This window comes from Nocardia xishanensis NBRC 101358, from assembly GCF_001613365.1.
Classification (GTDB): Bacteria; Actinomycetota; Actinomycetes; order Mycobacteriales; family Mycobacteriaceae; genus Nocardia; species Nocardia xishanensis.
This window is the reverse complement of record NZ_BDCF01000009.1, coordinates 105,177-123,924: the sequence shown is the minus strand read 5'-3', so window position 1 is coordinate 123,924 and position 18,748 is coordinate 105,177. Positions and strand designations below refer to the sequence as shown.

Here is an 18,748-nt window from a genome sequence, read left to right as displayed (position 1 = left end):
CCATGTCGAGCAGCAGACTCACGTCGGTCTGCGGCGGCAGCGCCGCGGACAGGGCCTGGCGGTAGTCGTTGACATCGGTGTCGGTGCCGACAACCACCGTCTGCGAGTTCGGAGCCGTGGGGCTGAGCGACGGCCGCACACCCACCCGATCGGAAATCGGCAGCATGCCCAGCTCGTCCAGCGCGGCCAGCGCGGACCGCCGCTCGGCGATCTGCTTGTCGAGATACTCGGTGAGCTGATTCTGTTCGGCTTCCAGCTCCTGCATCTGGTTGATCAGCGCGCGCAGCTGCTGGATCTGCTGGGTACCCGGCTCCAGCGGACCCTGGTATTCCGGATTCAGCTGGTTGTCGTCGACGATCTGGAAGACGTCGGCCAGGGCGTTGCGTGACCTGGTGCCCGCCAGGATCTCCTGGGTCAGCGCGGCGCGCATCTCGATCAGCGGGCCGGGCGGGGTCTTTTCGTGCAGCATCGTCTGCGCGGCTTCCAGCTGTGCCAGCGCGTGCAGCGCGTCGCGCAACTTCAGCCGCAGCACGGCCAGATCGGCCTGCTTGGCGCGCGAGGAAGCCCGCGTGTCAACGGGTTCCGCTTCGAGATCGCGGATGGCCTCGCGCAGCGTCTGCGCCGTGCCCTGGCCGCGGGTGATCTGCTCGTCGAGGGCGCGGTCGAGCTGCTGGGCCAGATCCACCCGATCGCGGAGCTCGAACGCCGCGGTGAGGTTGTCGACCAGCTCCAGATCCTCGCGGAACTGCGCACTTTCGGTCTCGCCGCCCAGCTCGCCGTCCAGCTGCGCCTGCAAGGCGGCGGCCTGCGTCCCCAGTTCCGTCAGCCGCGCCCGCGTCTGCGCCTCTGTCCGGTTCAGCGCGTCCTCGTGCGCCTGCACCGCGGCGGTGCGGGCCGCTTCGGCCTCCGTCTTCGCGAGTTCCGCTGTCTCGGTGAGCTGTTCGGCCTGCGTCGACAGGGCCTGCGCGTCCCCAGGACGACCAGCCTCGATCGCCTCCCGCGACTGCGCCGCCAAACGCATCGATTCCGCGCGGGCCTCGGTCTCGCGAGCCAGGGCGTCGGACATCTCGGCACGCAACGCGGCGATCTGCGCGGGCGGCGGCGCGTGCGCGGGCGGCTGCCGATGCGCGGGGACAGGCGAGTTCTGTTCCGGCGTCTGACCGATTCGCAGATCGGCGTCGGGCTGCGCGGCAGTGCGATCGCCGACGTTCTCGACGACTTCGCCATCACGCCAGACCACCGCCCAGGTGCTCCCGGTTTCCTCGGGGGTGGCATGGGTCAGGTCGAGCAGCGTGACGCTGTCACCGGCCGGAGTGGTGAACCAGGCCACTCCGTGATCGTCGGTGTGCTGGTAGGTGACCGGAACGCCGTCGACCTCGAAGTTGTTCTCGCCCAGGTACTTCACCGCGTAGGAGTGAGCGCCCACGCCATGGCGATCCTCGGTCGTGCGCTGATCTAGCACCCAGGCGATCGACCCGGGCCCGGCGCGATGCATCAAACCGTCGATCAGGTTGGCGTGCGCCGACATGCCGGGGTGGTCGAAACCTTCGGCCACGGCGCCGTGCAGGCTCGGCTGCGCATCGGACCACGAGATGCCCGACAGGTTACGGGTATCCAGCGCGGGCACGGTGACGACGTTCGGCCGCCCCGGCGTGTTCTGGTCGTCGGCCACCCGCGTCATCGAATCCACGAAGCAGGTGTTGATGCCGGTGTTGTACTCGCTGAGCGCCGGATTCACGAGCACCCGCAGCGCGGGGTAGTCCCGGCCGAGCAGCGGCAGCAGGAAACCGCCGAGTCGCATGGCGATATTGGAGCCCGAGCTGTGGCCCTTCGTCGGAATCTCGCGCTCGTCGAAGGACTGCTGGAGCTGTTCGATCGGTTCGACGGCCTGGCCGTCCGGCTTGATCCCGACGAAGCCCGGGCACACGCCGTTGCGGGTGTCACGGCGAGTCGTCATGGTTTCGCCGGTAATCCGCACCTTGGTGATCTTCTGGTTCGGGATATCGAACTCGATGGCGAACTGCGGTGGGTTCCGCGGCGCGGTGAACATGCCCAGAGTGCTGAAGGTGACACCGGCCATCACGCTGAACTGGCTGGTGAACTGGAACAAAGCATGCTGAATGCTCGCCCACGACCAACCCGCGATCACATCCGCGTGCTCGGACAGACTCGTCAGGAACCCGCGCAGCACCAGCGCGATGCTCTCCATATTGGTCGCCGCGCTGAGCACCGTCTTGTCGCCCTGCGCGTTGTACACACCGACCGAATGCGCGGGCAGATCCAGCTCTTGGCGCCGATTCGCCGGGATCGCCTCCAGCAGCGGTTTGCGGTCGGCGGACCGTTCTTCCTTGATCGCGGCGAGCTCAGTCCACACCGGATCTGACATCAGCGGCCACGTCGCGGTCAGATGCTCGACCGCGGCCTGCATGAACGCGTGCATTCCGGAATCGCGCGGGTAGCCGTCCTGGCCGACCATCACGTAGTCCTCGCGCAGGGTGGAGGCGTAGTAGTCCGGCTCGGTGGTCGTGTAGTCGCTACGCACCGCGACGGCGATTCGCTCCGGATGCGCCATCATCTGCTGCAACGCGGTCTGGGTCAGCTTGTATTGCAGCACCCCGGAGGCGATCGACCGCTCCAGCGAATACCGAAGATACGCAAGCTCTTGCGGTGGGAAGATGTCCCGGATGAGTCGCTCCGGCCCGTTCACCTTCACCGGCGCGTTCGACACCAGGAACCGCTCGCCGATCTCGGCGATGATTTCCCGCGCCCGGCTCGGATCCGCCAGCACCGCGGACTGGCCCTCGATCATGAGCTCACGCGTCACCGTTATCGCGGTACGGGGCATCTCCGAGGACAGAATCCACCCCTCCGGTGGCGCCTGCTGCGCGGGTTCGGCCGTAGCCTCGTCGCTGTCCTGCTCGGTGTCGGACTGCTGCGCGTCCTGCGAATCACCTGATCGGTCGGCCGGATCCGAGCCGATGTAGACCTCGTCGCCGGGCCGCGGCGCGTTGACGTCGCCGGTGTCGAGGACGATGGCCTGCTGGCTCTGGTAGGCGGTGGCCCACAGGGCGACCGTGCCCTCGCGGGTGCCGCCAGCGAGATCGGCCAGGGAGACCTGCTGGGGTCGGCCGCTCGGCAGGGCCGCCACTGGGGCGTCGAAGTATTCGCGGCCGTTCTCGACCCGGTTCAGCGTGACCCGCTCGCCGTTGAGTTCGAAGACGTGGCTGCCGTTTTCCTCGCCGACGTAGTGCAGCGACATGGCGTGACCGATGGCACCGTGCCGGTCCGGGGTGCCGCGCTGTTCGATGACGTAGGCGGTGGTTCCGGGGCCCGCGTTGATCAGGCCCTGGACCAAGCGGGCGTGGCCGCTGGTCTGGGCGGTGGTGGTGAAACCCTGGAGCGGCGCGCCGTCGAGCGCCGGGACCAGGTCACCGAATCGCACACCGGCCAGCGTCGACGGCGCCAGCAGATCCGCATCTGTGACGACACCGCCCTGGGCGGCGTTGACGTGCTCGCCCGCCAGCTGGACGCAGTTGTTGTCGTGCTCGTCGAGCAGGTAGCGCTGCGGGCCGAGGGTGCCGTCGCCGTCGGAGACGATCTTCACCTCGAGCACGCCGAGACCGGGTTCTCCGGTCACCCGCGCCGAGACATGCACACCGCCGCGGGCGATGCCGTGATCACCCTCGTGGGATTGCGTCGCCAAGGCGACGAGATCGGTCACCTCGTCCAGTGCCGTCTCGACTTTCGCGGCCGGCCAGCCGGACATGATGGCGGACACCTGATCTCGGATATGGCCGAGCCCCTGCACACCGTAGTACAGCGTGCTGCCGAACCGGCGGGTGCGCGCCGGATCGTTGGCCATCGGGTCGATCTCGGAGGTGAACCCGAGCGGTGTCGGGCGCGCGCCGGTCAGGCGCTGCCACAGGGTGCGCTCGCGCGGGTGGTGCGGGCGCTGATCCCAGTCGTAACCAGCGGCTTTCGCCGCCGCCGTCGCCTGTTGCACGGAAGCGCCCGGATGCTGCGCGATGAACTCGATCGAGGCGAGCGCGGCCTCGATCCCGACGATGTCCTCGCGCACCGCCTGGTTGGACAGCAGCCGCTGCCACATGGCGGCGATGTCGGCGTTCTGCGGGATCTCGGTGTTGCGCAGCAGGTAGTCGCGCACCTGGCGCAGTGTCTCGATGACGTCGTCGCGGGAACGCAGGTTGCCCGCGTGGTCTTTGAGCCAGGTCGAGCCGTCGCCGTGCTTGGCCATGGTCGAACCGCCGGGGTCGCGCACCCAGGCATTGCCCTTGCCGCGCACCCAGCGCTTCGGGTCGCCGCCGGAGTAGCGGTCCGGATCGGCGAGGGCGTGGTCGGCGATCCGCGCCAGGTTGCTGTCCGCCTCGAAGATCCGGTTGTGCTCGAAACCCTCGTAGGCGGCCTCGGTCCGCTCCCGCAGCTCGGCTCGTTCGGCTTCGTTGCCGGCCCAGCGCTGCCGCAGCGTCTCCGGAATCTCGACGCTCTCGCCGGTGTAGGGCAGCGTGTGCGCACCGTCCAGCCGAGCCTGTTCCGAATTCAGCTGCGGCGGCGCCAGTTCCGTGTTGTGCAGCGGCTGCGGATCGGGCTGGCTGGTGTCGAGCCAGGCGTAGGTGCGGGTGCCGCGCACCACCGGGATCAGGTGGATCCAGCGCCCGTTGCGCACCGCCGGAATCCATTGCGTCACATCGGCCATGGCCTGGGCCACATGCGGATACCGGTTCACGAAGTCCACCGACAGCGGCAGTGGGACCGACTGCCCGTGCGCGGTGTTCGCGGGCAGCCACCGGGTGGCCGAGAGGACGAATTTGCCGATCCAGGGCCGGTTCTGGATCAGATTCTTCGTCCACGTATGGCCCGGGATCCGGTCCAGGACGCCCAGCGCGAGGATGCGCAGGTGGAACAGGTTGAGGCCGACGTCCGAGCTCCAGGCGTTCACGCCATCGGGCACGTTGTAGATCGTCTTCGAGAACGGCAAGTTCTGCGGGAACAGGAACGCCGGAACCTCACCCGGCTCGAACTCGTGCAACCCCGCCATGATCTTGTCGAAGCTCGGAATCATCGACACCTTGAACAAGAACGGCGGCTGCGGGTCGGTCCACTTCTCCTTCTCCCACTTACGCGGATGCTTGGCCGGATCCCAGGCGCCCGCGCGCTGGGTGGGTTCCGCATCGGTGGACGGCAGATCGACGGTGCTCTGGTAGTGGCCCTGCGCGTCGAGCTGTACCTGAGTGAACCGCACGGTGAGCGGCGTGGTGTCCGACTTCGCCATGCCCAGCAACAGATTCAGGTCGGTTCGCGCCGATAGCGTGGCTCGCAGCGCCTGCCGGTAGTCGTTGACGTCGGTGTCGGTACCGACGACCACGATCTCGCTGTCCCCGAACAGCCCAGTGGGCTGCGCGGCCGGCCGCACGCCGACCCGGTCCGAGATCGGCAGCAGGCCGAGGTCGTTCATCGCGTCCAGCGCGGCCTGCCGCTCGGCGAGCTCGCTTCGTCGCGTTTGCGCGTCGGCGAGCTGCTTGGCGACCTCGCGCAACTGCTGCACCAGCTCCGCGCCGGGTTCCCGCTGTCCCGGGTACCGCGGGTTCAGGTGGTCCATATCGCTGATCTGGAATACCTGGGCGAGCGCGGCCCGCGCGTTGGTGGCGGAGATGATCTCCGTCGTCAGCGCGGATTTCAGCATGGTCAGATCGCCCGGCGGCAGCTTCTGCCGCAGCAGTTCCAGCGAGCGCTCCATCTCGCTGAGTGCGTGCGTGGCCTGCCGGAGTTCGGCGCGAGCGGCGGCCAGATCCTGGTTCCGGGCCTGCTCCGCTTCCGGAGTGTCGACCGTGTCGGCCTCGAGCAGCGCGATGCCCGCACGCAGCTTGTCCTGCAACGCCTTGCCACGTTCGATCTGCGCTTCCAGCGTCTGCTGAACCTGCTCGGCGGTCTCGATACGGTCCCGCAGCTGGAACGCGGCCTCGAGGTTGTCCACGAGGTCGATATCGGAGCGGAACTGCGCGATCTCGGTGTCGCCGCCCAAGTGGGCGGCGAGCTGGGCCTCGAGCGCCTCGATGCGGGCTTGCAGATCGTTGTCCGACTGCGTGATCGAGGTTTGCCACACCTCGACCGCCGCGGCCCGCGCTACCTCTGCCGCCCCGGCGTCCGTCACGAGCTGCTCGATGTCGGCCGCCAAGCTACTGGCCAGCTCGCGATCCCCGGCGTTCTGCGCGGCCATGGCCTGCTGCCGCAGATCCGCGATCTCGGCGCGCAGGTCGGCTTCGCCCGCCACCGCGGCGGCCATCTCGGCGCGCAACCGGGCCACCTCGGCCGCCGGGCTGGGTGGCGCGTTGGCCGGTGGCTGCCGATGCGCGGGAATCGGGGCGTTCGGGTCCGGCGTCTGGCCGATGGCGAGATCGGCGGCGGGCAGCGCGGCGGCGAGGTCGCCGAAGTTCGCCACCTGCTGTCCGCCCTTCCAGGCCACCGCCCAGGTGGTGGCGGTCTCGTACCGGCTGCCGCCGGTCAGCTCGGCCAGCGAGACCCGGGTCCCGTCTGGGGCGACGAACCATTCCAGATTGCTGCGCTTGGAGCCGATCTCGTCGTAGGTCACCCGTCGGCCATCGATCTCGAACTGGTTGCCGCCCAGGAACTTCACGGTGTAGGAGTGCGCGCCGACACCGTGCTGATCGACGGTCCAGCGCTGGTCGAGCACCCAGGCGATCGCACCGGGGCCACCCTGCTCACGCAGCGCCTGGATCAGCCGCACGTGGCCGCGAGCGTCACCGTTGTCGAACGCGCCCGGCTCGGCGCCGCGCAGCATCGGCCGCACGTCCTGCCACTCGAGGCCGGAAAGGTTGCTCGCCACCGGAATCGGGACACCGACGATATCGCCTTGATCAGCCAAGACGCGGCTGAGTGAGTCGGAGACACAGGTGTTGATCGCCGCCGGGCCTGCGGGATCGATCTCGCTGGTGTAGTAGGTCGCCAACGCCGAAAGGGCCTCGATCTCGGCGGCGGTCTGGCGAACCTCGGCGCGCAGCGCCTGGTGCAGCGCGGTCAATGTGGCGGGGTCGCGGACGAACAGGTCAGCGAACTTCTCGGTCTTGAACTTGCCGAAGGCCGCCTTGTACTGCGCGTCGGTGGTGTTGTAGATGTCGGCGCCGTGCAGGCGCACCCAATCCTGATCCGGTACCGGCACTCCCGGCACGGCGGTGGGACCGGCCAGTTGCAGTTGGACGAGCAGCAGATCGACGTCGGCGATCACGGCGGCCAGGTGTGCGGGGGCGTCGGCCAGGTTGATCGGGGCGATGTCGTCGGCCACGCGCGGGTCCCGGGTGAACAGTTCCGGGTCGGCTTCCAGCTTCGTCAGGAGCGCGTCGATCTGTTTGGCCAGCTTGGGTTTCGCGGTCTTCAGCGCCTCCAGCGTTGCCTTGGGGTCGGTCGCCAGGTCGGCCCGCGACAGCTCCAGTTTGTTCAGCGCGGTGTCGAGCTGGTGGTAGGCGTCGAGGGCGTGCAGTGTGCGCGCGTACTCGACCAGCGCCTCGATCTGGGCGGCGCGCACCTCGCTGTCGAAACGCAGCCGCTCCAGGGTGGCGTCGATCTGGCTCGGGGTCAGATCGACCCGTCCGATCGGCAGGCGGCCCACCAATTCCGTGATCGCCGACTCTATTTCGCCGCGCGACATCCGGGACAGGTCCAGGGCCGGGCCGCTCGGCTCCGCCTGCGCCGGATCGGTGACCGTCTGCCAGGGGCCACCCTCGTAGCGCACCATGGTGACGGTCAGGTTCCGGCCGCCGAAGTCTTCGGAGATATGGCGCACCGCAGGGGAATCCACCGCCGCCGTTGCCACCCGCCACGTACCGCCGACCTCGCGCGGCCACGCCACGCGGTACTCGACCTCGAGGCTGCCGTTGTCGATCAGCTCCACCAGCTCGGAATTCGCCGGATCGGCCAGCGCCTTCGCCAGTGCCGCGTCATGATTCATGGCGTTGTCGATGACGACCAGCTTCATCGGCGACCCGGCCAGCCCGATGCCAGGATGGTTGACCGGATCGATCAGGAACCCGCCGCTGACCCGGATCCATTCGCTGCCCGCGATATTCGCCATCACCTCGGCGTGCTGGCCGAAATTGTCGTCGGCGTCGAGGAACTGCTGCGCCTGCCGCTGGAAAGCCGTGACGGCGTCTTGCAGGTCGGTGAGCCGCGTCTGCAACTGCGCAAGAACATTCGGGTTCTCGGGGTCGACACCTAGGAGGTGCGCGCGCTGATCCAGCTCGGTGCGGATGTGGTGGCGGCGCAGCGCCTCCTCGAAGAACCTGCGGCCCTCCGGCGTATCGCGGTGCGACAGATCCCACCACATGCGCCCGCCCTGCATGTTGTTGTTGACGCCCGTCCAGCGCAGGGTGCCGGTGCGTCCACTCGTCGCCGCGGCGACCTCCGCCGCGTACCGCTCCAGCGGGCTCGGGCGGTTGATGACCGCGGCGGGCAGCAGATGCGACAGATCGATATCGGTCCGGAACGGGATATCCGCGTTCTCGGCGTCGTATCGGGCGAGCGCGGCCTCGAACGCCTTTGCCGAAACCCCCTCGCGGGTCAGCAGATACCGCGCCTGCGCGACGGCGGTACGGACCGATTCCGAGCTCAGATCCGGTATCTCGATGCCGAGCGGGCCCGCGAGCGCCAGCAGCGCCCGCGCCTGTGTGTCCAGCTCCTGCGCGGCCTGCGCGACCTCACGGCCCCATTCGGCGAGATCGTCGTGGGCCGGCACCGACGGGGTGTGCTCGGCGTCGGCGGAGACCGGTGGCTCCAGCGAGGCGTCGATGCCTGGCGCGGGCTGCGCCGCCAGCAGTGCCTGCGGCACCGGCGGCCCCGCGAGGAAGCGGCCGGCCAGTCCGAGACGGCGGAGTTCGGCCTCGTGCTCGCTGATCTTCTGCGGGTCGCCGTCCTCGCGGGCGTAGTCGTAGACATCGCCGGTGCGCGAGACGGGCCCGTGCGATTCCGCGGAGGTGACCTGACCGAGCAGGAATGCCTTGATCTTCGGCCAGTTGCGCTTGAGGTTGACCACCTCGCGTGCGGTGACCGCGGGGTTGGCCTCGAAGTTTCCCCAGAAGTCGCTGTCGGCCAGGTGACCGACAGTCTGGACCGTGAACGACTGGCCCGCCGACACGAGCTCAGACGGCGGATGCTGCGGGTTGACCACACCCTGCCGGTCCCGCAGGGTCTGGAGCAGACCCGGATGGGCCTCCGGAGCCTTGACGATCGCGGCGGTGGGCACCTCCGGCGCGGCCAGGCGGGTGGCCGGTTCGACGCGCCAGCCGCCGGAACCGTCCGGGGTCAGCTGAACCGGGATTCGTTCGCCGCCGACCTCCAGGTCGATCCGCACCGGGCCGCCCGGTGTCCGTCCCGCTTGCAGCACCTGGGTGACATCGGCCAGATCCGCGACCGCTTGCGCGCGGGCCAGCGTTTCCGACCGCAGCCGCTCCATGGTCTCGGTGAGGTTCGCCGGCGCCAGGCCGTTGTTCGGTATCGCGAGCAGGTCGGCCCAGACTTCGACGATCTTGCCGATCTCGGTCCGCTGATCCGGGTCCAGCGCGAGATCGCGTCTGCCCACGGCGGTCGCCAGTGCTTCGATCGCACCCGCGCGCAACAGGATTCGATAGCGCTCCTGCGCGATGGTGCTCGCGAGATTCGCCGGGTCCCGCTGCTGTGCAGTGAGATTCAGCTGGTCCGCGAGCGACTGCTGAGCCTGCGCCATGGTGAGCGGGCGTGGCGGGTCGGCTGGATCGGGCGGCGAGACCAGCGGGCCCGCGACGGCATCCGGGTGCGCGAGCGGGATCGGCGGCGCCGGTTGAGTTTCCGGCGGCTGTCCGATCGACCGCTGGAACGCCTCGGCCGCGTCGCGCTGGGCGAGGAACTCGGCATCGGACGGATCGGACGGGTAGCGCCAGTAGTGCTCGCCGGGGAACTGCTCGTCCGCTGTGAGCGTGTCGAAGTTCGTCGGGAACAGCATGTGCTGGTCGGCCAGGCCATCCGGCGAAGCGTCCAGGAAGCGGCGAGCCAGCGCCATCTGCGCCAGGTCCTGCAGCGCGGACTGCGGATCCGGCAGTGCCCCGAGAGCATCCGCGAGACCGAGGCGCTCGGCGAGGTCTCGCGCGTAGGCCAGATGCGCAGCGGAGGGCTCGGCCCCTGACTCCGGTTCCGTGCGCAGGCTCGGTGTTTCGTCGAAGAACCGTGCCGCCTGATGCACCGGGTCCTCGGGCCGGCGCGGCGCGGGCGGATCCTGGCCGATACGCAGGTCGGCGTCCGGCATCGGACCCTCGTCGCCGAGACCCGGGACATGCGCGTCGTTCTGGAAGACGCTCGCCCAGGTGGCGGCGGTCTCCGCCGGTGTGCCACCGGTCAATTCGGCCAGCGACAGCGGATCGGTGCCGCCATTGGGGCCGAGGTCGAACAGCTGCTCCTGGCCCTCGGCATCGATATCGGCGAGCAAAACCCGCTGGCCGTCCACGTCGAAGACGTCGCGACCCAGGTAGGTCACGGTGTAGGCGTGGCCGCCGACCCCGTAGTCGTCGACGGTGGTCCGCTGGTCGATCACCACGGCCGACGCGCCTTGGCCCTGCGCGCGCAAGGTGGTCAGCAGGCGGGCGTGTGCGCCGCCCTCCTCCCCCGGCAGGAACGGCTCGGGCTGCGCGGTGCCGAAGTGGTCCGACAGCTCACCCCACGGCACGCCGCTGATCCGGCCGGGATCGACGGCGAACCCGCCGAGCACGTTCGGGTGCCGCACGGCCAGCTGGTCGAAAGCCCTTGGCACACAGTGGTTGATAAGGGCGCCGCCGGTGGGCAGTCGATAGTACGTTTCGGCCAGCGCGGCCAGGGCGGCGAGATCGGCGGCGTCTTGGCGGACATCGGCACGCAACTCCGCCAGCGCCTCCGCGATCTGCTCCGGCGTGCGCAGCGTGGCCACGTCGAGCCGGCCCGCCCGGAAGTTCTTGTAGATCGACTCCAGCTCGGACGGTGTCGCGGTGTCCACATCGATGCCGAGCAGGTGCACCCAGTCGGCGTCCGGGTCCGGGATGCCGGGCTCCGGCCCGGGCAGGGTCTGGCCGTGCCTGGCCAGCGCCAGGAAGTCCGCGAGATCGTCGACGAGCAACCCCACCTGAGCGTGGGTGTCGTGATGCATCGGCAAGCCGCCGGGCCGCAGCTGATCCTGCGCGTCGTAGAGGTTCGGATCGAAATCGACCAGGTCGGGGTCCTGGCTCAGCAGCCGGGCCAGCGCGTCGAGCTTCGCCGCCCGTTCGGGATGCCGCTGCTTCAGCTCCTCGACCGCCGCCAGCGGGCGCCCGCGCAGCTCGGACCGGTTCACCCCGGCTTCGTGCAGCGCCCGTTCGAAGGCGTTGAAGCGGGCCACGTTCGCGTGCAGACGGGCCAGATCGGCCATGGCCTCGATCCGCACCGCGCGCATCCGGTTCGCGGCGCGTGCCGCGTCGAGGGTGTCCGCGACGCGGTCCGGGGCCAGATCGGCCAGCTGCACACCCTGCCGGGCCGCCGCGTCCTCGACGCGGGCCGCCAGCTCCGCGGTCGACAGCGTGGCTGGGTCGGGCACCGGAATCCGGTTGTCCGGCTGTGTGAGCGCGCTTTCGCTGGGGATGACGCGCCATGGGCTGTCGTCGTTGTCGCGGACCATGGTGAGCTCGAGCCCGCGACCATCCGCAGCACCGGAGAAATGCCGGACCTGCGGTGCGTCCACCTCGGCCACATGGATGACGCCGGTGCGGTCGGCCCAGGCGACCCGGTATTCGAGCTCCAGCTCGCCCTGGGTCAGCATCTGCGCGATATCGGTATTGCGCGGGTCGGCGAGCGCGTTGGCCAGCTGCTGGTCGTGATCGCCGCCGTCGTTGATCACCACCAGTCGCTGCGGATTGCCGTCCAGCAGGCCGATACCCGGCGCGCTGTCCGGATCCAGCAGGTCGCCGCCCTGGTCGAGCAACCATCGGTGCCCCGCCGCGGCCGCCATCTCCTCGGCGATCCGGGCGAACTCGGTGTCGGCATCGGTGTAGGCGGTTGCCAGCTGCGCGAATTCGGTCGCCTGTCGTGCCAATTCGGCAGCACGGTCGTGCAGCGCGGTCAGCGCGCGGGCGACATCGGCCGGGCTGTGCTTGGCCGGATCGACATCGAGCAGGTTGGCCCATGTGCCCAGTTCGGCGCGCACCTGTTCGCGCTGCATCGCCTCGAGGAACGCCTCGCGGGCCTCCGCGCTCGGGTTGCCCTCCGGATCCCACCAGAGCTTCAGCCGCGTCGGATTGTTGTTGACGCCACTGGCTTCGGAGTCCGCACCGGGCAGGCCGGCCGCAACGGACTGCTCACGCATATAGCGCTCGAGCGGATCGGGACGCATGTCGTTGGTCGGCAGATAGCCCAGGCGCTCGTTCTCGTTGTGGAACCGCGTGGCGGCCTCCGCGTAGGCCGCGGCCGCCGCGGCCTGCCGCATCGCCCGGTAGTTCGCCTCACCGACCGCGGTGCGGACCGCGTCGGGGCCGAGATCGGCCAGCGATAGCGACAGCGCGTCCGCGCCCTCGTAGAGCGCGATACCGGCGGCATTGCGTGCGGCGATGGCGTCGCCGAGTTCCGCGCCTCGGCGCGCCAGATCCGGATCGGGTACCGGGCCTTGCGGTTCCGCGTCCGGAACCGGCGGCACCACGTCCTCATCGATTCCGGCGCGCTCGTCGGGCGAAACCGGATCCGGCGCCTGCGGATCACCGATCCGGGGACTGGCCGAGTAGTTGCCGGTGACCATGGCCCAGAACGCCTCGCGGCCCTTCCACAGCTTCGACGCCTGCAACGCGAAGAACGCCGGATCCCAGTCGAACCCACTGACATCGGCCGCCGCGTCACCGAAGAACAACTCGATCTCCGCGCCGAACGCGTTGTAGAGATCGGTGTTGTTCCCGGAACCGAGCGCGTACTGGATCGGCCGGCCGGTGCCGTGGCTGCCGAGATGGGTGCGCAGGAGCTTTACCGCCCGCTTCCCCGGGCTCTGCGGTTGCGCGCCGGGGTCGCTCGATGAGCCCGGCACCGGCGGCGGCGCCAGCGGCTCGGCGGGCCGCACCCGCCACCCTCCGGAACCATCGGCGGTCAGCAGCACCGGCACCCGCTGGTCGTCCACCATCACCGTGTACCGGCGGGTCTCGCCCTCGGCCACCTGGGTGGCCCGGCCCTCGACCGCGTGCACCGCCTGGGCGACATCGGCCAGATCGTTCAGGGCGACGACGCGGGCCAGCACGTTGTCACGCAGCCGCTCCAGCGTCGTGTCGACCTGGCCCTCAGCCAGGTCGCTGTCCGAGAGCTGGAGCAGATCTGCCCACTGGTTGACGATCTTGGTGAGATCCGCCTGCTGGTTCGGGTCGACGGCGGCATCCAGCCGGGCCTTGGCGTACGCGAGCGACTCGATCGCGCCCGCACGCAGCATGGTCCGATACCGCTGCTCCGCGATGGTTTCCGCGAGATTCGCCTGGGTCACCTGGTCGGCGTTCAGGCTCAGCTGACGCAGCAGCTGCGCCTGCGCCGTCTGCGGCGCGAGCGGATGCGGGGTCCGGGAGTCAGGCCGGGCCTGCGCCGGACCCAGCGCGGGTGCGATCGCGTCCGGCACGGCGATCGGCATGGCGGGCGCCGGGGCATCGGGATCGACAACCGGCAGGGCGTGAGCTTCGTCGCGCTGCAGGGCGAAATCGGGGTCGCTCGGGTCCGGCGAGTAGTTCCAGTACCGCTCGCCCAGATGCTGCTCGTCGATGCTCAATGGAGCGAAATCGGGCGGGCCCATGAGCTCGTTCATGTGCCCGGTGACCGGGGTCGGGTCGAGGAATCCACGCGCCCAAGCCATTTGGGCCAGATCCGCGAGGACGCGGCGCGGGTCCGCGAGGCTCGGCAGCGAGTCGCCGAGTCCGAGTGCCTGCGCGAGGCGGGTCAGGCGGGCGCGGTCGGCGTCGGTCAGCGAGGACAGGTCGCCCGTCGGCGTCGTCTGGCGAGCCGGGATCAGCTGCGGACCGGACGCCGATTCGGCATCGGGGTCCGGAGTCTGTTGTGGCTCCGAATCAGGCTGGGCACCCGGGTCCGGGTTCTGCTGCGAATCCGGTTCCGGCGCAGACTGGTTGGCGCCGCGCTCTCCCTCGCTCCTGCGCTGATTCTCTTGCTGCCGCTGTTCGTCCAGGAAGCGCCGGAGGTCGCGCATCGGATCCCGCCGGCCCTGATCGTCGCCGACCCGCGGCAGGTTCCGATCGTCATCGTCGTGGTCCTGGGTGGCGGCACCCACCGCGAGCGGGCGCGCCGCCAATGGGCGCACGGAGTTGCCGTTCGCGTCGTAGACCATGACCCAGGTCTTCTTCGCGTCCGGGAGATTGCCGGGGTCGAACTCGACCGGGCCGTCCGGATACTTGTACGGGTCGTCGACCATGATCTTGCCGGTCTCGGCGTCGTGGTACATGACGTACGCGTGCGCACCGACACCGTGCTCGTCGACCGTTTGGTTCTGGTCGACGACGATGACCGTCGCCTTGCCCTTCATGAAGTCCAGCGCCTCGGCGATCGCCTTGTGCGGCGACTTGCGCTTGCCGACCTCGACCTCGGTCGCCTGGGAATCGGCGTGTTCTTCGAGCTGGCGCACGGACACACCGTCCAGGCCGACATCGGTCGGCACGGTGATGTCCGGGTTACCGGTGCGCTGGCGTGCCCGGTACAGCGCCTGCTCGGAACACCCGTTCTCCCGCAGCGGGGGCCGATCGGTGTCCAGGAACGACTCGTTGTCGGGCGCTTGGAATTCGGTGGTGCCCGCGGCGATGTTCTCCAGCCGGTACATGCGGTCGACCGGCACGCCGTTGTCCGGCGGCTTCGGGCCGGTGGTCTCCGGTGCGTCGAACCGGTGGAACAGGCCGTTGGCGCGATCCTGGATGTGCACACGGACGTCGTCGCCGAAGTGCTTCTCCCGGATCAGCGGTTCGCCTTCTTCGCCGGAGAAACCGATGAGCACGACGTCGTCGACCAGGCGCTCCAAACGCCCCTTGTGGCCGGACGATTCGACCACGTCGACGCCGTAGCCGCGCGCGATGATCTTGTTCGAGACCGCGATCTCGGGTTGCCCCTGCGCCACCCGCCCCTCGTTGAGCGCTGCTCGAGTCGCGCTGAAGGCGGCCAGATCCCGGGCGAGCAGCTTGCCACCCTGACGCGCATGCCAGGTGGTCATGGACTGGGCCTTGTTCGGCGTGCCGTAACCGACCCACGCGATCGACGCCGCCGACTCGCCAGGGCGTAGTCGACCGGCGGTTGCCTGATACTGGCCGGCCATCTCGTTCACGGTGCTGCCGATATTCGCCAGCGACGCGTCCCGGCCCGGGACGTGCCAGGACACCTGGGTCGCGGTGTCGATGTGGCCCATGGCGATGGCCGCCCGGCCGCTGCCGTTGAACGCGGTGGAGTCGAAGGCCATGACGTACACCGGCGTATTCGGCGCGACGGTTCTGGCCACCCCCTGCGCCATGGCAATCGCCTCTCGAGTACGCAGCAGGTTTACCAGCTGCTTGTGCGAGGCGGAGTCCAGCTTGCTTTGCTGAATCAGACTCCTGAGCTCGTTCTCGACGCGCTTGACCGTCTTCGCGGCCTCTGTGCGAGCTTCGTTGATCCGCTGTTTGGCTTCGGCTCGTTCTTGGGCGGCCTGACGGCGTGCCGCCGCCTTCTCCGCCCGGCTGCTGTCCGGATTCACCTGTGTCCGCGCCCGCGGCTGCTCGGCTTTCGCCTGCGCCAAGTCGGCCGCCGCCTGCTGTTGCTCGGCCAGCAGACGCACCATTTGCGCCTGCTGGTCTTCGGTCAACCCGCTGCGAGCGATCAGACTCTGCGACTCCCGGACGATCTGTATCCGGTTGGCGATGTCGACATCCGGCGCGGGGATGCCCGGCGCATTGTTGCCGAAGCTGGCCGGATGCACTTGGAGCAGGACCAGCTGCTGCTCTGGTGTGAGCGAGTTCCACCGCTCGGAGTTCTTGCGCGCCAAAGCATCCGCCTCGGCCTTCGTGGCCTTGGGGTCGAGCTGGAAATCGGCGGGCTTCGGCTTGCCCTCCATGCTGTCGAGGATCGCGGCGGCCTGCTGCTTTTCCGCGTCGGTCGGTGGCCTGGCGTCGGGCACCCTACGCGGGCGAGCGTTCTCGTCGGTGTCGGGATTCTGGCCCGCCGAATCATCGGGCTGGTTAAGGGTTTCCGGATCGCTGTCGGTATCGGTGTCCGTGTCGGGGTCCGTGCTCGCATCCGGATCGGTACTGGGGCGCGCCGGAGCCGGGGCCGCCGGAGTGGGCGGCGGAGGCGGCGGAGCAACCAGCGCGGATTCCTCGTCGGCATCCGAACGCGCCGCCGGATCCTCGTCGCCGTCCGGGCGCGCGGGCGCACTCTCGTCACTATCGGGACGCGCCGGACCATCCTCGTCGCTGTGCGGCCGCGCCGCCGGATCCTGATCGCTGCGGGGACGGGCGGGAGCATCCTCGTCGCTGTCGCTCTGTGTCGCCGGATCCAGGGTGCTGTCGGTCCGCGCCTGGACGATTTGCGGATCGCTCTCCGGTGTGACCTGCACCTGGGTGTCGGCGTCGCTCGCCGAGTCCACGGTGGTATTCCGTTGCGGCGCTTCGGTATCCGAGATCTGCGTCTGCACCGGACTGGCCGGGGCGGCGCCGGGGGTCGCGGCCCGAGCGGACGAGCCCGCGCGCGACGCGGGGGGCGACTCGGCGTCGGTACTCGGGGCGACGTCGGACGTGCCGTCGTTGAAACCGGCGACGGAGGTGTCCCCGGCCCGGGGCGTACCGGGCAGGTTGGGCGTCGACGGCCGCCCGGCGCCCGGCTGGCCGGTGGCGGCGCTCGACTGGCCAGTTGCCGGAGACGTGGAGGTGGACCCCGGCGCGGACGACGAGCTGCCCGGCGCGACACTGGACGCGCCCGTGCTCATCGACGCGCCCGGCGTCGGCGTGCTCGCACTCGGCGCCGTCGTCGCTCCTGGTGCGGGTGCTCCCGGCGCCGTCGTTCCAGCCCCGTTGGTGTTCGAGCCGGTGTTCAGGCTCGAGTTGGGATCGCCCGAAATGCCTGCGATTTGGGGGTCGCCCAGCGGTGAACCGGCGAAGTTGTTGACCGCGCCCGGATCGGTGACCGGGCTGACCTGCGCGGCCCCCGCACCGGGATCCGTAACACCCGCACCCGGGTCCGAAGCACCTGCGCCTGGGTCCGAAACAGCGGCTCCAGCACCGGGATCCGAAACACCGGAGGTGGGACTGCTGGCGGCCGGACTCGAATCGCCCGTCTGCGGTGCCGAATTGCTCTGGTTTCCACCGGAATTCGACGAGCTACTGTCGCCAGCACCGGCTTGCGAGCTCGGCTGACCCGCCTGTGGCCCGGCGCCGGTCTGCTGCTGGTTGCCCGCGCCCGAGTCAGCGGCGCTGGCCTGCGGCGCGTTCGTGTGCTGCCCGGCCTGCGGCGCGGAGGTATCGCTGGCACCGGCGGCGTTCGTGCCCGGGCTGTTGTTCCCGGCACCGTTCTGGTTTCCGGCACCGTTCTGGCTTCCGGCGCCGTTCTGATTCCCGGCCCCATTCTGGTTCCCGGCACCGTTCTGGCTTCCGGCCCCATTCTGTCCCGCGCCCGAATTATTTCCGGAACCAGTGGAATTGGACGGATCGGTCCCGTTGGTCGGCCCGCCCGGCGGCGACGCGGTACCGTCCGGCGCGTTCACGTTGAAGTTTCCGCCGTTGAAGTTCCCGCCGCCGACGTTGGGCGCACCCGCGTACTGCCGATTTCCCCGGAAACTCGACGCACCGGAGGGAATCGCGCCCGACAGGCCGCCACCGACGAACGACTCCAGAGTCCACTGACCGGTCAGCAGGCCCGCTGCCGTCGCACCGACCACACCCGCGCCGATACCGACCAGCCCACCGGCCATGGCGCGGGTCCACCGGTTGTCGCTCATCATCATCCGGTTGAGCGCCGGGATGTGGCCCATGCCATAACCGGCGCCGCCGCCCGCCGCACCCGCCGCGAACGAGACACCGACGTTCTTCAGGTAGCCGCCCCAGTCGAAGGGCTGCGACTTCAGGCCCTCCGCCTTGAGGATGTAGTGGGTAGCGGCTTCCTCGATGGTGCTCTGGACGACCTCGACGAAACCCTCTTGAAGCATCTCGTAGACGACTTTGGCGATGACGGTGCGCGCCGCCTCGGACAGGAAGCGCTGACCGATGATCCGGGCGATCGCGCTCTCCAGAATCTCGCCGATCACCCGGAAGGCGGCACGGGTGGCAGCGATCGCACCGGCCTCGACGGCGGGCGCGGCCGGGCCCGAGGCCAGCGCCCAGGCCAGCTCGATGACCAGCCAGCCGAGCGCGAAGATCGCGCTCAAATGGTTGCTGTGGACCTCGCCGGTGAAGTCGTCGACCGCGGTGGCCAGCTGGTCGAAGGACTTGCCCATCAGCTCGATGGAGCCGTGTTTCGGGTCTTGGCCGTGGATTACGCTCTGGAGCGATTCGAATATCTTCTCGCCGCCGCTGCCCTGCGGGTAGGACACGCGGACGGATTGGCTGGCGGTATCGGCCTCGGCGATGGCCTGCTCGAGGATCTCCCGGCCGACCTCACGCAGCACATCCGAGATCCCGTCCAGGTCGTTGGGATCGATGTGGGTGATCTCCGCACCCGCCACCCACCCGACCCAGGCGAACTCGTCGGGGATATGCCAGTAACCCAT

Annotated in this window: 1 protein-coding gene (running past one end of the window); it reads right to left on the bottom strand. The window is 69.4% G+C overall.

Going from position 1 to position 18,748, the window contains the following annotated elements; translation table 11 throughout:
- Positions 1–18,748: the start of a sigma factor-like helix-turn-helix DNA-binding protein gene (locus NX1_RS10075; protein ID WP_068056974.1), read on the bottom strand. It extends 24,869 nt beyond the left edge of the window; only the first 18,748 of its 43,617 coding nucleotides appear in the window; the start codon lies at positions 18,746–18,748; its stop codon lies beyond the left edge, outside the window.